Below are 15,313 nucleotides of genomic sequence, written 5' to 3'. Positions count from 1 at the left end.
CCGATCCCTGGAACGATGGGGGCATGCTGGAAGCGGGGTTCCTGGAGCAGGCCATCGGGGCACCCGGCCGCCTGATCGCCGGCGAGCCCTTCGGCGAGGGCCGGATCGTGCGCTTCGCTGTCGACGAGGGTCCCGAGCAGGGCGACTGGTTCGTCGACACCTCGCGCCAGACGGTCGCCAGGGAGACCGGCTTCGTCATCCGCGACCGCGACGGCAAGCCCGTCGCGCGCATCTGGAAGCATCCGTTCGATCCGCGCCTGCCGGCGCTGCGCACCGCCCTCGACCCCGAGCGACTGCTGCGCATCGCGCTGGCTGGCGGCAGCACGCCCGGCCCCATCGACGCGCGCGTGCTCTCCTATCGCCCCGGCCGACGGGCTGTGGTGCGGCTCACGCAGCACGGGCGGCACATGTTCGTGAAGGTCGTGCGGCCCGGCGAGGCCGAGGATCTCGCGCGCATCCACCAGGCGTGCCGCGACGCCGGCGTCCCCGCGCCGAAGGTCGTGCACTGGGCGCCCTCCGGCGTGCTCGTGGTGCGCGACGCACCCGGCACGCGCGGCCCCGTCGCCGCGGCCTCCTCCAGCGCATCCGACCTGCTCGACGCCGTCGACGACCTGCGCGAGCGACTGGCCGGTGTGCGCACGCGGCGCATCGCCCGGGCGTCGGTGGGTTCCCGGATCGAGTGGCACATCGACCGGCTGGCCGCGCTGCTGCCCGAGCGCGAGCGCGAGGTGCGCGCGCTGGCCGCGGCGGTGCAGCCGAACATCCGCCGCGAGGGCGCTCCCCGCGTCATCCACGGTGACCTGCACATCGGCCAGCTCTTCTTCGCGGAGGGCGCGGTCGCATCCGTCATCGACGTCGACACCACCGGGCTCGGCGACCCCTGCGACGACACCGCCGCGTTCATCGGGCACGCGACCGCGAGCGCCGTGCGCAACGAGGTCGCCGGGCGCGCGAGCGACGCCCGGCTGCTCCACACACTCGCCGAGACCGCCGCCGACCGATGGATGCTGGAGCCGCACACGACGGCGCTCACGTCGCTGCACCTGGTCGGCCACGCCATCCGCGCCGGCGACCGCAGCGGCGATGCGGCGAACCTGCTGCTCGATGAGGCACTCGACCTGCAGGGCATCCGCCGCTCGCGCTGAGCCGCGGCCGGCTCACACCAGCCGGTAGCCCATCCCCCGCACCGTCTCGATGCGCTCGGCGCCGAGCTTGTTGCGCAGGTAGCGGATGTAGACGTCGACGACGTTCGAACCCGGGTCGAAGTCGTAGCCCCACACGCGCGAGAGCAGCTGCTCGCGCGAGAGCACCTGCCCGGCGTGCCGCACGAGCTCCTCGGCGAGCGCGAACTCGCGCCCCGAGAGGTCGACCGCGCGGCCGTCGACCGTCGCGCGGCGGGTGCGGATGTCGAGCTCGAGCCCCTGGTGCCCGAGCTCCGGCGCCGTGGTCGGGCTCGCCGCGTGCGCCGTCATGCGCAGCCGCACGCGGGCGAGCAGCTCGTCAAAGCGGAAGGGCTTCGCCATGTAGTCGTCGGCGCCGCCCTCGAGCCCCGCCACAGTGTCGGCGCCGCCGGCGCGCGCGGTGAGGATGATCACCGGCATCGCCGAGCCGGAGCCGCGCAGCTGCGAGAGCACCTCGAAGCCGTCGATGCCGGGCAGCCCGATGTCGAGCACGAGCAGGTCGAACTCGTCGGTGAGCGCCAGGTCGAGCGCCTCCGGCCCGGTGGTCGCCACCCGGGTCGAGTAGCCAGAGGACTTCAGCCCCTTCTCGACGAACGAGGCGATGCGCGCCTCGTCCTCGGCGATCAGGATCGATGCCATGACTGCTCCTCGTCGTTTCGGGCGGGGTCGTTGCCGGCGGGGTCGTCGCCCGCGGGTGCTGCTGCCTGCGGGGCCAGCAGGCCCGGCGGATGCGTCGCAGCGCCCGTGGGGCCAGTCTCGCCCACGCCGGTGTCCGGTCCCTGAGGCTCCTCGATGGCGACCGCTCCCGGCAGCGAGACGATGAACTCGGAGCCGCGGCTCGGCTGCGCCTCGCCCGCCTGCTTGACCCAGGCATCCGTCACCCACGCGCGGCCGCCGTGCGTCTCGGCGATGAGCTGCACGATCGACAGGCCCAGCCCGGAGCCGCCGTCGCCGCGGCCCTCGGCGACGCCGCGGCGGAAGCGCTCGAAGATCACGGCCTTCAGCTCGTCCGGCACGCCGGGCCCGCGGTCGCGCACGAACAGCTCGACGTCGCGGCCGCGCGCCCGCGCGCCGATGGTGATCGGGCCCTGCGCGTGCCGCAGGGCGTTGGCGACCAGCTGCAGCATGGCCTGCGTGATGCGGTCGGGGTCGAGCGCGGCGGTCACCGGCGGGCTCGAGACCTCCTCGGCGATGTCGGCGCCCGCGATGGCGCGCGCCTTGCTGGCGATGTGCTCGGTGAGCACGGCGAGGTCGGTGGGCCGGATGGAGAAGGCCCCCGGGTCGCGCAGCCGAGCCGCCGCGCGCAGGTCGTCGACCAGCCGCGCCATCCGGTCGAGCTCGTCGATGGCGAGCTCGCGCGTCTCGTCGACGTCGGCGGGGTCGGTGCTGTCGACGAGCTCGAGGTGGCCGCGCACGATCGTGATCGGGGTCTTCAGCTCGTGCCCGACGTCGCGCAGCAGCTCGCGCTGGCTGTCGAGCGCCCCGCCCAGCCGGTCGAGCATGCGGTTGACGGTGACGGCCAGCTGCGACACGTCGTCGCGCCCATCGCCGGTGGGGACCCGCTCGTCGAGGTTCGCGGCGGAGGAGCGCTCGGCGACCTCGCGCATCCGCCGGATCGGCCGCAGCAGCCGGCCGGAGACCCACAGCGCGATCAGGAAGGTCGCGACCGTGGCGACGAGCGCCGTGATGGTGAACACCTGCGCGGCCTCGTTGATCTCGGCCAGCTCCTGCTGCACGGCGTAGCCGGTGACGAACACCGCCTGCGGCGGCTGGCTCTCGTCGACCTCGCCCAGCGAGACGGGTGCCGCGACGTAGCGCACGGCACGCCCGTCCTCGCTGACGTAGGTGCCCATCACCGTCACATGCCCAGCGGTCTCGGCCACGATGCGGTCCACGAAGCCGGGCAGCTTCTCGAGCTGCACGTCGGCGGGCACGCCGGGCACGAGCGCGGCGCGGCCGTCGAGGATGCCGAGCGTGCCGGTGTTGTCATCCGGCGCCACCCGCTGCACGACAGCGGCCAGCGCCAGCTCCACCGATGCCCACGGCGCCGTCGCGCTCGAGACCGTGAAGCTGCCTGACTCGAGCGCCGACTCCAGGTTGATGTCGATCTGCTCCATCACGCGCGAGCGCTCGACGAAGTAGGCGACCGTGCCCGCGGCGAAGACCGACAGCAGGGTCAGCACCGTCAGCAGCGCCACGATCCGCGAGCGCACGGTCCAGGTGCGCAGGCGCGGGATGACGGCATCGGGCATGCCACCCATTCAACCCTGCACGCCGCCGCGACGCCCGAAAGTGAGAGAACCTTCATCTGCAGGCGGAGCGCAGGCGCATCTGATGAGATCGACTCGTGGAAGACCTGAGGATGGCCGCGGCCGGCAGCCCCGGCACCGGCGGCGGCACGGAGAGCGACGGCACCGAGAGCGGCAGCGCCGGCAGCCGCAGCGCCGGCAGTCGCAGCGCCGAGGAGCAGATGCTGCGCGACGCGCTCGGCGACGACCTGGTGGGCGAGCTGCGAGTGCTGAGCCGCGAGCCCTTCGGCTCCGGCGCGCTGACCGGCTTCGAGGAGGCGCCGCGCACGCAGCAGGACGCGCCGGTCCGCTACTGGTATGTCGACACCTCCCGCAAGCAGGTCGAGAGCGAGACCGGCTTCGTGCTCGGCGACCCTGAGCGGCCCGAGGCGCGCATCTGGCTGCACCCGGCCGACCCGCGGCTGCCGGCGCTCGCGCCCGCGAGCTTCCCCGACGCCGCCGCGACCCTGATGGGCCGGCTCGGCATCAGCATCGACCGCAGACCCGAGCTGCTCGTCTACCGTCCCGGCAAGCGGGCGATGTTCCGGATGCGTGCGGGCGAGCGGGAGACGTACCTCAAGATCGTGCGCCCCGACGCCTCCGCCTCGATCGTGCAGCTGCAGGAATCGCTGCGCGCCGGCGGTGTGCCGGTGCCGCTCATCACCGGCTGGTCGGAGCTCGGCATCGTGCTCACCGAGACCGCCGCGGGCGTCGCCCTCACCTCGCGGCTGCACGAGTTCGACCCCGAGCGGCTGCTCGACTCGATCGAGTCGCTGCGTGAGCACATGGGCGGCGTCGACACCGGCCGCGACGCCCGCGCCTCGCTCGCCGACCGCAGCGACTGGTACCTCACCCGCAGCGCCGCCGCGGTCGATCGCGCGCTGGAGCTGGAGGGAGCGGTCATTGCGGACCGCTCCCGCGACGCCGGCGGCGACGCCCGTCCCGGGCGTCGGGCACCGTCAGGAATCGCGGCCCTCACCGGCCCGCTCCGCGCCGTCACCGACATGATCGAGTCGACGGATGCATCCGCCCTCGTCGTCGACCCGGACGTGCGCCGCACCGTGCACGGCGACCTGCACGTGGGGCAGCTGTTCGTGGCGGAGGACGACGCGAGCGTGATCTCCGGCGTGATCGACATCGACACCTGCGGGCTGGGCGACCCGGCCGACGACGAAGCGGCCTTCATCGGGCACCTGGTGGCCTCGCTGGTGCTGGCGCGCGCCGACGAGGAACGCTCGGCGGGGTTCCGGCGGCTGCTCGATGCGGCAGTCGGGCGCTGGCTGGCGGCCGACCGGCCGGGCAGGGTGCGCGTGGCGCACCGCACGGCCGTGCACGTGCTCGCGCACGCGCTCGCGCCGATCGAGCGCGGCGACCTCGAGATGGCGACCGCCGAACTGGCGATCGCGGTGGAGCTGCTCGAAGGGGTGCACTGCGACTGAGCCCGCCCGCGCCGCCCGATCGGCCGCTGGGGCCGACCGCAGGCGAAGATGAGAGAGCTCTCATCCGGCCTTCCTGCGCGCCTCACCCGGCTCGGCCATGCTGGGGAGCATGAAGCGCAACCAGTGGATCCTCGTCGGCACGGCCGGCGTGCTCAGCGTCGGCGTCATCTCGCTCGGCGCGATGAGCATCGCCAGCGCGCTGGAAGTGCGCGACGCCTCCGGCGCGGAGATCGCCGGGGCGCAGATCAACGGCACGGCCGATGACGCGGGCACCGCGAACGGACCCGGCGGTGCCTTCGGGCTCGACGCGCAGAAGCCGGGCAGCGAGATCCTCGCCCCGTCGCCCACCGCCACCCCGAGCGCGACCGCGCCGCCGACGCCCTCGTCTGCCCCGGAGGCCGACGTCGCGCCCGCGCCGCAGCCGGTGCCCGTCGCGCCGGTGGGCTCCGCCTCCGCCCCGTCCCCGGTCTCGAACGGCTGACGCTCGGCGCCGCGCTCTGCGGAGGAAGCGGTCAGTAGCCACGAGCTGTCAGATCGTGAGATAGACTAACGACATGCCGTCCATCGCACTCGCCGCCTCCCTCCGCGTGGCACTCGTGCGCCTGGGCCGCAGGATGCGCCGCGAGCAGGGCGATGAGGACCTCTCGATCCACCACATGTCGGCGCTGGGCGCGATCCAGCAGCTCGAGGAGCCCACGCTCGCGCGCATCGCCGCCTGCGAGGGCGTGAAGCCGCCCAGCATGGTGAAGACGCTGCAGCACCTCGAGTCGCTCGGCTACATCGAGCGCGACGCGCACCCCACCGACGGCCGCATGATGGTGCTGCGCATCAGCGACAAGGGCGACGAGATGATCGACGGCCTGCGCAAGCGTCGCAACCGGGCGCTCTCCGAGGCCCTCGACCGGCTCTCGCCCGAGGAGCGCGAGATCATCGAGCGCGCCGTGCCCATTCTGGAAAGACTCGCAGAGCGGTGATGTTCCGCAGCCTGAAGCGCTTCAACTACCGCACCTGGTTCACCGGCGCCCTGATCTCCAACGTCGGCGCCTGGATGCAGTCGACCGCCCTGGCATGGACGGTGCTGACGGTGCTGACAGACAACGACGCCACCGCCGTCGGCGTCAACATGGCCCTGCAGTTCGCCCCGCAGCTGCTGCTCGTGCCGATCTCGGGCTTCATCGCCGACAAGTACGACCGGCGCAAGGTGCTGCTCGTCACGCAATCGGCGATGGGCGTGCTCGCGCTCGTGCTGGGCGTGACGGTCACCGTCGGCATCGTCGAGCTGTGGCACGTGCAGGTCTTCTCGCTCATGTTCGGCGTCGTGCAGGCGTTCGACATGCCCGCCCGGCAGGCATTCGTGTCCGAGCTCGTCGGTCAGGACGACATCGCCAACGCCGTCGCGCTCAACTCCGCCTCGTTCCACGGCGCCCGGTTGATCGGCCCGGCGGTCGCCGGCGTGCTGATCGCGCTCGTCTCCCCCGGGCCTGTCTTCCTCATCAACGCGGTCACCTTCATCGCCATGCTCGTCGCACTCGTGCGCATCCGCGCCGCCGAGCTGCAGCCGAGCCCGCGCGGCGCGAAGGGCCTGGGCGACATCGTGCAGGGCTTCAAGTACGTGCGGAAGCGCCACGACCTGCTGATCATCTTCCTGATGGCGTTCATCCTCGGCACCTTCGGCCTGAACTTCCCCATCTACATCTCCACCATGACGGCCACCGAGTTCAACGCCGATGCCGACGTGTTCGGGTTGCTCTCGAGCGCGATGGCGATCGGCTCGGTCACCGGCGCGCTGATGTCGGCCCGATCCTCGCGCCCGCGCTGGACCTTCCTGGTCGGCGGCATCGCCATGTTCACCATCGCCTGCACCTTCGCGGCCTGGGTGCCCAACATCTGGCTGTTCGGCGCGGGCCTCGCGCTCGCCGGCTTCACGGCGCAGCTGTTCATGACGAACGCGAACTCGATGGTGCAGCTCACCTCGGCGCCCGAGGTGCGCGGCCGCGTGATGGCGCTCTACGGCGCGGTCTTCATGGGCGGCACCCCCATCGGCGCACCGATCGTCGGGTGGGTGGCGGATGCCTTCGGTCCCCGTTGGGGCATCATGGTCGCCTCGATCGCGTGCCTCGTCGCGTTCATCGTCGGAGCGATCTACTGGGTGCGGGTGCGCCGCGACGACCGCATGAGCCGCACCGGCACGCTCACGCTGCCGCCGCAGACGGAGTCGACGAACATCGTCAAGTAGCGCGCTGACCGATCCGCCACGGCAGCCTAGCAACGCGCCGAGCGAGCGGCTTCGGAGGGGTTGTCTCAAGCAGGCCCGCCGAGCCGCGCGGTGCGCGCGAAAGCGGACTAGTATCCACCGTGAAACAGATGCCAGGGCGCCGCAACCGACTGGATTGCGGCGCCCTGCCTTGGTCAGTGGCGACGACCCGCGACTACCCCGTAAAGGGAATCTCGGGCGCCGGCTGACGCTGATTGCCGATGACGTTCATCATCAGTCGCACGATCGTGTGCGCGGTGATGCCTTGGATGTCCAGCCCGGGCTGATACTCCGTGAACACAAGCGCGGCGACCTTGTTGAGCTTTGCCAGACCCGCGACGAGTGTGCGCGCCTCGTGCATCGTGAGCCCACCGGGCTCACGCGCCCCGATGGCCGGAGCAATCGAGGTGTCGAGGCCGTCACAGTCGATCGTGATCAACCACCGACCGGGACGATCGAGCGTCTCAAGGATCGCTTGCGCTCCCATGTCGTGCACCTGCCATGCTGTGTACAGCTCATTGCCGGAGTCGCGCGCGTCCTGAACCTCCTGCGGACGAGCGCTTCCCGCGCCGCGGAGGCCTACCTGCACGATGTCGCCGATCCAGGGGAGCTCCCGAATCCGCCGGATCGGGCTCGAGTATCCCTGCGTGACGCCGTAACGCTCATGGCGGAAGTCGAGGTGCGAGTCGATGTGCAGGATGTTGATCTTCTCGCCCTTGAGAGCATTCGCGACTATCGGGGGAATCGAGTCGAAGCCGCCGACCACGAGCGGAACGGCGCCATTGTTGACGATGGCCTCGATCTTTTCGATTCCCGCATCCCAGATTGCATCTGGGTTTCGGAAGTCGTTCTCGACCTGCCCACAGTCCGAAACGGTGGGGACCCCGTCGGGGAACAGCGCGTCGTCGAAGTCGAAGTCGTAGTGCGCCCAGTTCAGGGCGTAGTGGCGCCGGTGCGACTCCAGCCGGACTTCGTCAGCGCCACCGGCGCACAGCGTCATGTCCGTGACGTGATACGGAGGGCCGTAGGGGATCCCGATGTACGCGTACGGGGTCGAGAGCTCAGCGACGTCCTGGACGAGCGGTGCGTTCAAGAACGTCTTGTCGGGTGTGGTCTGGTCAAGCAGCAGTTGCACTTGGTTCTCCTTCTCTGTTGGTCACTGAAATTCTTGGCAGTTAATCGAGCAGACGCCCACGGAGATCCTCCATGGTCTTGACGAGCAAGTTTCTCGTCGCGAGCTCCGCTCGTTCGGGGTCTCTCGCCTCGCATGCGATGACGATCTCTTCCTGCAGCAGCGCATCGTCGCGGAGAAATTCGAGATCAGTCAACGCGACTCGGAGGTAGCGTTCGGCAAACCTGCGATAGTCCAGGACGAGCGCTTGCAACTTGGGAGCGCCAGCGAATTCAATGCACGTCATTGTGATGCGATTCATGTAAGGCAGGTACTCGTCGAGAGTCGGCTCTCCGCCGTCGTCCCAGAGTGCAAGCGTCCCCTGCCAGACCTCCCGAATCTTCGCGACGTCTGCCGGTCCCATCCGCGCGAGGCCCAGACGCACGGCATAGCCTTCCAGCCCGATGCGAACGGCATAAATGTCGGCGAAGTCGGCGCCAGACAAGCTGACCACGCGCGTTCCCCGATGCGGCTCCTGCACGCAAAGCCCATCCGTCTTCAACCGTTCCAGCGCCTCTCGCACGGGTGTGGTGCTGACATTGAACCGAGACGCGAGTTCCCGGAGCCGGAGGACTGTGTCCTGTGGGATCAATCCTTGGATGATCTCGCTTCGCAGCAAGCGGTAGACCTGATCGTCAACTGGGGTCAGGTCGATCGTCGCTTGCTCGATGGTGTTGTAGGCGATGCCCTGTGGTTCAGTAGACATGACGCGACTATGCCGAAACTCGAGATAGGAACGATCGGGTTCGCTCGCGCTGAGGGTTACCGAGCACCTGCTCGGGTGTGCCGTGCTCGACGATCTCACCACCAGCCATGAACGCGACACTGTCGGCAGCGTCTCGCGCGAAGCCCATTTCGTGCGTCACAACGAGCATGGTCATCCCTTGCGAGACGAGATCGCGCATGACGGAGAGCACGTCACCGACGAGCTCGGGGTCAAGCGCCGATGTCGGCTCATCGAACAGCATCAGTCTCGGCTCCATAGCCAGAGCGCGCGCGATCGCTACCCGTTGGGACTGCCCGCCGGAGAGCTGACTCGGGTACGCGCTCTGCTTGTCGAGCAGGCCGACATGATCAAGTAGCGTCCGGGCGCGCTCGATGGCCTCATCCTTGCTTAACCCGAGCAACTTGATCGGCCCCATTGTGACGTTCTGCAATACGGTCTTGTGCGCGAACAAATTGAACTGCTGGAAAACCATGCCGATCTTGGCGCGCTGCTTACATACCTGCGACGATCGCATCTCGTGGAGGCTGTTGTTTTGCCACCGGTAGCCGACGACCTCGCCGGCCACCTTGATGGCGCCCTGATCGACACGCTCAAGGTGATTGACACATCGTAGGAGGGTGCTCTTGCCTCCTCCCGACGGCCCGATCAGGCATACGACTTGGCCCTCCTGGACCTCCAAGTCGATTCCCTTGAGCACGTCGAGGTCACCGTACGACTTGCGGACGCCCATGATCTCGACGAGCGGTGCGGTCATCGTTCATCCTTTTCGCTAGTGGCTTGCACTTGAACTGCTCCGGTCTTCAGCGCAAAGAATCGCGAAGTGTCAGTTGTCGGCCCGCTTCGCTTCGTCGCCTTACCAACGCGGTTACCTCGCTGCGCGAATCGCGCTTCGAGCAGGCTCTGCCCGTAGGACATGGCCGAGACGAGGATGAGGTACCAGATCGAGGCGACGATGAGCAGCGGAATCGTCTCGAACGTCCTCGAGTAGATGATCTGCGCAGAGTAGAGGAGATCCGCGAGGGCGATGACGCTGACGAGCGAAGTCATCTTCAGCAGGTTTACGACCTGGTTGCCGAAGGGAGGAATGAATACTCGGAGGGCCTGCGGCAATACGACCAGCCATACGATCTTGCCTTCGCTGAAGCCCATGGCTCGGCCGGCCTCGATCTGCCCTTTGTCCACGGAGAGCAAACCGCCACGGACCGTCTCAGCCGTGTAGGCGCTCTCATTCAGGCTGAAGGCCAGGATTGCCGCGACCATCGGGGTGATGATCGCATTCACCTCACCGAACGCAAACTGCGGCCCGATGCCAAATGGCAGTCCAATGTTAATCGTCGGGAACAAGGCGGAGATGTTGTAAAACAGGATCAACTGCACCAGCAGCGGGACCGAACGGAATATCCAGATGTACGCGGCTGCTGACAATCGCAGTATCGGGTTGGCTGAAGTGCGCATCAGCGCGAGCATCGTGCCCAGGATTAGCGAAGCCACGGTAGCGATCACCGTCAGCTGGATCGTCAGGAGCAGGCCGTCAATGATCGGCCTCGAGAAGAGGTACCTGGCGACTGTCGGCCATTCGAACCGCTCGTTGGCGACCAGCGTGTACGCGATCATGACGACCAGCAATGTGATGATCGCAGCCGACACCCACCGCCATGGGTGCCGAAGCGGCACTACGCTAGCGGTCTCGAGTTCCTGCCGGCTTGGCGACTCGGCTTGCACAGACATGGCGCCTATCCGAGGTTGATCGTTGCAGCGTCGATGGCGTTCTGCTCCATACCGTAGAGCGCGAGGATTTCCATATAGACACCGGTGTCCATGAGCTCTTGTACGGCAGCTTGGATGGCTGGCACCAGCGGACTGTCCTTAGCGATGGCGATGCCGTCGATGCCCGGCTCGACTACATCCCCCGCTGAGCGCAGCGCCCCGTTGGACATGGTCTCCACGTAGGTGAGTTGGCTCGCAGCACCCATCATGGCGTCGACACGCTCGCTCTGGACGGCCAGCATGCCCTCGTTGATTCCGGCGTAAACCTGGATGTCGATCGGCTCATCGCAGGCGGGGTTCTGCTCGGTGAGCAAGAACTCCTCATATGATCCGCGCATCACCCCAACGGACAGGCCACACATGGTGCCAACGGTCAAGTCATTGAAGTCACTCTCAGTCTGGACGAGGATGCTCGAACCGTCAGCAAGGTAGTCGACGAAGTCCACTTGCTCCTGGCGGACTTCCGTGTCGAGCATGACGGTGGTCACGTAGTCAAATCGGCCTGCCTCCAGACCAGGGATCAGGGTGTCCCATACCGCGTGAGAGATGCTTGCGTCCCTTCCCAGCACCCAACTCACCGCTTGGGCCATGTCAACCGCCAAGCCTTCGATGTGCTCGTTGTTCTCATCGAAGGTCGCGATCGGGATGCCAATCGTGGCGTCGGTAGCCACCTGCATCGGCTCACCGTTTGCATACCCCTCGGGCAATTGGTCCTCCAGCGCGCCACGCAGCTCCTCGGTGAGTAGCGCCTGGACGTCCGGACGGATACCAGAGGCGCCTGCCCCGGCGTTACTCCCGGGCTCTCCTGCAACGCCTGTCGAAGCGCATCCCGCAAGTAGCACTCCAGCGAGCGGCAAGCTGAGTGTAAGCGCGGCAACGCGCGCTCTACGGCGGCGACCGTTCGCGGGGCGAAAGGTGTTCGTCATTGAATCTCCTTTGCTTCGTGATCTGTGACCACAAATCACACCGTACGAGCAGCGGGACCCAGATGTCAAGCAATTCTTCAGGTTGAACTCGCGGGTTCGCTCGCGTGACGAGTTTCCGAGTAGCGGACGCCTGTAGGAGGTGTCCCCCTGCACAACGCCTTGTGCCGCTCGAACCGCTAGCCCTCGCGGCGCCAGCCGGCGATCGCGAGCGTGTCGTCGATGGCGGCGTGCACCGCTCGCCGGTCGACGGTGTCGAACGCACCGCCCGCGCCCTGCACGAGGCTCCGCCGCGTCGCACGGCTGCGCGAGGGTCCGGCGCGGAACGTCACGCCCTTGTGCAGCCGCAGCACCTCGAGCGCCGACTCGATCACGTCCGAGTGCGAGAGCGTCCCGTCGCCGGCGTCGCGCAGCTCGCAGCGCTCCTGCGCCACCTCGCCCGCCCAGCGGATCTCGACGCGCTCGCCCGCGTGGTGCACCGCGCACGGACTGTCGATCAGCCGCCGGGCGATGCCGCTGGCGACGTCGTCGAGGTCCCACCGGCCCGAACGGGCGGCCGGAGGCTCGGCGCGCACGATCGCGAGCGGCATCGCCCGCCGCTCCCGGTGCCGCAGCACACCCCGGATCGCCGTCACGACCAGCACGATGCCGATCAGCGCGAACACCGCGGGGATGAGCACCATCGGGCTCATCTCCCCCAGGCCGCCGCCGGTGAGCAGGCGCAGGAAGACCGCCAGCACGGTGCTGCCGATCACGGTGAAGATCGCGCCGATCACCAGCGCGACGATGTGCCGGGTCATGCCCTCGCTCCCCTGCGCTCACGGCTGTCGGTGCACACGGTTGCCTGCGCTGACGATCGCCAGCGCGCACGGTTGCCTGCGCTCATCATTCCCGGTGCCCCTGCTTGATCGCCTCGAACACCAGACGCACGATCAGCACCAGCAGGAAGGCGCCGAAGATGATGGATGCGGTGCGCGGGTCGAGCGCGATGGCCGCGGCCGCGCCGAGCGCGGTGGTCACGCAGGCCGAGAGGCCGACGACGAGCGAGGCGAGGATGTCGACGTTCTTGCGCCGCAGGTTGCCGATGGTGCCGGAGATCGCGGTGGGGATCATCATCGCGAGCGAGGTGCCCTTGGCGACCAGGTCGCTCTGCCCGAACAGCAGGATGAGCATCGGCACGATGATGACGCCGCCGCCGACGCCGAGGATGCCCGAGAGCACACCGGTCGCGAAGCCCAGCGCGACGAGGCCGATGATCGGCAGCACGTCGAGCTGCAGCTGGGCATCGCGCGAGGGCACCACCAGGAAGAGGCTGACGGCCACGACCACCAGGAAGGCGATGAACGCCCATCGGATCGCGAGCACCGGCAGCTTGTGCAGCAGGTGCGCGCCGACCTGCGCGCCCGTGACCGAGCCGACCACCAGGATGAGCGCGACGAGCCAGTCGACGTTGCCGACCGCTGCGTAGCTCGCGACGCCGACGAGGGCGGCCGGCACGATCGCTCCGAGCGAGGTGCCGGCGGCGAGCTTGCGCGGGAACTTCGCCAGCATCACCAGCAGCGGCACGATCACGATGCCGCCGCCGATGCCGAACATGCCAGACAGGAAGCCCGAGAGCAGCCCGATCGCGATGAGCGCGAAGATCGGCCTGCGGTGCTCGGTCTCCATCTCGCCAGTCACCCGTCCATCCTGCCGTGCCGCAGCGCATCCGCTCGACACCACAGCACGCGGCACGTGCATCGCCGCTGCGGCTACCGCGCGGTGACGGTGCCGAAGCGGCTCGCGATGGGCGAGAGCAGGGTGGGTCGGGCGGCGACGACGGCCGCCGCAGTGATGAGCATGGCGCCGACGAAGAGCAGGAAGCCGATCCAGTCGTCGTCGGACTTCGCGGCGAACATGTGGTTGAGGTTGCGGAGCGCTCCGGTGGTGAGCACCAGCAGCACGTGCACGGCGATGAAGGCGACGAAGTAGAGCATCGTCGGGAAGTGGATCGCGCGCGCCCACGCGACCGGGTAGGCGCGGTTCAGCCGCTCGTTCTCGGGCCACCAGCCGCTCATCCGCACACCCGTGATGATCGCGAGCGGCGCCGCGAGGAAGACGGTGGCGAAGTAGGCGAGCTGCTGCAGAGCGTTGTAGTTGACCCAGCCGTTCTCGAGCGGCCAGTCGAGCGTCGCGTACTGCAGCGCGGCGGAGATCGCGTGCGGGAAGACCTCGAAGCTGGTCGGCACGATGCGCATCCACTGGCCGGTCGCGAACAGCAGGATGACGAAGATCAGCCCGTTCAGCACCCAGAGGATGTCGACGCTCGTGTGCAGCCAGACGGTGATGGATGCCTTGTGGCCGGTGCGCTTCGAGGTGAAGTACGCGGGTGGCTTGCGCTCGCTCCGCACCTGGAGCCCGCTGCGGATGATCAGCGCGATGAAGAACAGGTTGAAGAAGTGCGACCAGTTGAGCCAGACCGGCAGGCCCACGGGGGCGCCCTCGGGGAGGTCGTACGTGCCGGGGTACTGCGCGATGAACGCGGCGACCGGCTCGAGGCCGGCGATCCAGCGGGCGATGGCGACGACGATCGTGGCGAGGCCGACGATCGCGAGCGCGACGAGCACGCCGGCACCGATCCACTGCCTGGGCGTGGTCGGGAGCGGGACGGGCTGCGCCGCCGCGGGCTTGGCGGCCGCTGCTGGCTTGGCTGCGGGCGCGGGCTTGGCTGGCGAGGCCTTGGCAGCCGCAGGCTCGGGGGCAGGCGCGGGCGCAGCGGCAGGCTCGGGGGCAGGCGCGGGCGCAGCGGCAGGCTCGGGGGCAGGCGCGGGCGCAGCGGCAGGCGCTGGCGTGGGCGTCGAGGCCGCCGCAGGCTCGGCGGCAGCCGCGGGCTCCGCCGTGGGGCCAGATGGCGCAGCGGGCGCGGCTGCGGCCTCGGGCCGCACGGTGTGCGCCACATCGACGGGAGCGGCCACCGGCGCCTCCGCGCGAGGCGTCGCATCGGGCGCGCTCTCGCCCGCCGGTCGCGCCGGTTGCGCCATCTCAGCGCGCGCGGCAGCGGGTGCGGTCGTCGGCCAGGGCTCGCCGCCGGCGACTCGCGGCAGTCCGCGGCGGATCCCACTTGCGGGGATTGTCGCCTCTACCCCCGCCTCACCAGAGGTATAGGGCGATTTGCTCCCATCGGCCGCCGCTGTGAGCGAATCGCCGTATACCTGCGGCGCGGCTGCCGCTGCTGCTGCGGGCGCGTCTGGTGCGGTGGTCGCGGCGGCTGCGGTGGCGCCCGCGTTGGCGGCGGGGGTCGCTGCGGCGGAGGAGGTGGAGGCGGAGGTGGGAGCGGGGGCCGTCTCGGCAGGCGGAGCGCCGGCGCTGCTCGATGCGGGGGCAGCAGCGTCGGCAGGCGGCCAGGGCTCGCCGCCGGCCGTGCGCGGGAGGCCGCGGCGGAGGGTTCCGGCAGCAGCACTCGGCACACCGGTACCGGTTGGTCGCTCCGAGGGTGCCTCAGACGGCAATTCGATACCGGTTGCAGCGGGGGTGGCGACCGGCGCGGGCGCGGGCGCAGCCTGCGGGGCCGTCGGCGCGGGGGT

The 15,313-nt window shown here is 69.2% G+C and carries 15 protein-coding genes; 5 read left to right on the top strand and 10 right to left on the bottom strand.

The genetic code is table 11. From position 1 onward, the window contains the following. The first annotated feature begins 23 nt into the window (after positions 1-23). Complete coding sequence (locus tag BM288_RS08090) at positions 24-1,145, top strand: aminoglycoside phosphotransferase family protein (RefSeq protein WP_092917614.1); 1,122 nt, start codon at positions 24-26, stop codon at positions 1,143-1,145. 12 nt (positions 1,146-1,157) lie between these two features. Here BM288_RS08090 and BM288_RS08085 read toward each other — a convergent pair whose 3' ends face one another. Both BM288_RS08085 and BM288_RS08080 read right to left on the bottom strand, forming a co-directional pair. Continuing rightward, positions 1,158-1,820: a response regulator transcription factor gene (locus tag BM288_RS08085; protein ID WP_092917612.1), complete on the bottom strand. Its 663-nt coding sequence runs from the start codon at positions 1,818-1,820 to the stop codon at positions 1,158-1,160. After that, positions 1,805-3,433: a sensor histidine kinase gene (locus tag BM288_RS08080; RefSeq protein WP_143103065.1), complete on the bottom strand. Its 1,629-nt coding sequence runs from the start codon at positions 3,431-3,433 to the stop codon at positions 1,805-1,807. The genes BM288_RS08085 and BM288_RS08080 overlap by 16 nt, the downstream gene beginning before the upstream one ends. Before the next feature lie 95 nt (positions 3,434-3,528). On the opposite strand from BM288_RS08080, the gene BM288_RS08075 reads away from it, so the two are divergent. The 4 genes from BM288_RS08075 (at position 3,529) to BM288_RS08060 (ending at position 7,144) form a co-directional block, all read left to right on the top strand. Then, the gene (locus BM288_RS08075; protein ID WP_143103064.1) at positions 3,529-4,908 is read left to right on the top strand and encodes a phosphotransferase; all 1,380 of its coding nucleotides are present in this window, start codon (positions 3,529-3,531) and stop codon (positions 4,906-4,908) included. Between the two features lie 109 nt (positions 4,909-5,017). Continuing rightward, positions 5,018-5,389, top strand: coding sequence for a hypothetical protein (locus tag BM288_RS08070; RefSeq protein ID WP_092917605.1), 372 nt, complete (start codon positions 5,018-5,020; stop codon positions 5,387-5,389). Positions 5,390-5,462: 73 nt separating this feature from the next. Next, a complete protein-coding gene (locus BM288_RS08065) occupies positions 5,463-5,882 on the top strand; it encodes a MarR family winged helix-turn-helix transcriptional regulator (RefSeq protein ID WP_092917603.1) in 420 nt (139 codons plus the stop codon). Then, a complete protein-coding gene (locus BM288_RS08060) occupies positions 5,882-7,144 on the top strand; it encodes an MFS transporter (protein ID WP_092917601.1) in 1,263 nt (420 codons plus the stop codon). The genes BM288_RS08065 and BM288_RS08060 overlap by 1 nt, the downstream gene beginning before the upstream one ends. Before the next feature lie 193 nt (positions 7,145-7,337). Here BM288_RS08060 and BM288_RS08055 read toward each other — a convergent pair whose 3' ends face one another. The 8 genes from BM288_RS08055 to BM288_RS14650 all read right to left on the bottom strand — a co-directional run bounded on the left by BM288_RS08055 (position 7,338) and on the right by BM288_RS14650 (position 14,704). Further along, positions 7,338-8,297: an arginase family protein gene (locus BM288_RS08055; RefSeq protein WP_092917599.1), complete on the bottom strand. Its 960-nt coding sequence runs from the start codon at positions 8,295-8,297 to the stop codon at positions 7,338-7,340. 40 nt (positions 8,298-8,337) lie between these two features. Continuing rightward, the gene (locus BM288_RS08050) at positions 8,338-9,039 is read right to left on the bottom strand and encodes a GntR family transcriptional regulator (protein WP_092917597.1); all 702 of its coding nucleotides are present in this window, start codon (positions 9,037-9,039) and stop codon (positions 8,338-8,340) included. Positions 9,040-9,046: 7 nt separating this feature from the next. Continuing rightward, positions 9,047-9,814: an amino acid ABC transporter ATP-binding protein gene (locus tag BM288_RS08045; protein ID WP_092917595.1), complete on the bottom strand. Its 768-nt coding sequence runs from the start codon at positions 9,812-9,814 to the stop codon at positions 9,047-9,049. Next, the gene (locus BM288_RS08040; protein ID WP_092917593.1) at positions 9,811-10,788 is read right to left on the bottom strand and encodes an amino acid ABC transporter permease; all 978 of its coding nucleotides are present in this window, start codon (positions 10,786-10,788) and stop codon (positions 9,811-9,813) included. Before BM288_RS08040 ends, BM288_RS08045 begins: the two co-directional genes overlap by 4 nt. 5 nt (positions 10,789-10,793) lie before the next feature. After that, positions 10,794-11,753: a transporter substrate-binding domain-containing protein gene (locus BM288_RS08035; RefSeq protein WP_092917591.1), complete on the bottom strand. Its 960-nt coding sequence runs from the start codon at positions 11,751-11,753 to the stop codon at positions 10,794-10,796. Between the two features lie 176 nt (positions 11,754-11,929). Continuing rightward, positions 11,930-12,550 carry a hypothetical protein gene (locus BM288_RS08030; RefSeq protein WP_092917589.1) on the bottom strand — a complete coding sequence of 207 codons (621 nt, stop codon included), beginning with the start codon at positions 12,548-12,550 and terminating at the stop codon, positions 11,930-11,932. Between the two features lie 85 nt (positions 12,551-12,635). After that, positions 12,636-13,430, bottom strand: coding sequence for a sulfite exporter TauE/SafE family protein (locus BM288_RS08025; protein ID WP_404799689.1), 795 nt, complete (start codon positions 13,428-13,430; stop codon positions 12,636-12,638). Positions 13,431-13,501: 71 nt separating this feature from the next. Next, the gene (locus BM288_RS14650) at positions 13,502-14,704 is read right to left on the bottom strand and encodes a cytochrome b/b6 domain-containing protein (RefSeq protein WP_318255411.1); all 1,203 of its coding nucleotides are present in this window, start codon (positions 14,702-14,704) and stop codon (positions 13,502-13,504) included. Between the last annotated feature and the right edge of the window lie 609 nt (positions 14,705-15,313).

Source organism: Agrococcus baldri, assembly GCA_900114805.1.
GTDB lineage: Bacteria > Actinomycetota > Actinomycetes > Actinomycetales > Microbacteriaceae > Agrococcus > Agrococcus baldri.
This window is presented reverse-complemented; position numbering and strand designations above follow the sequence as displayed.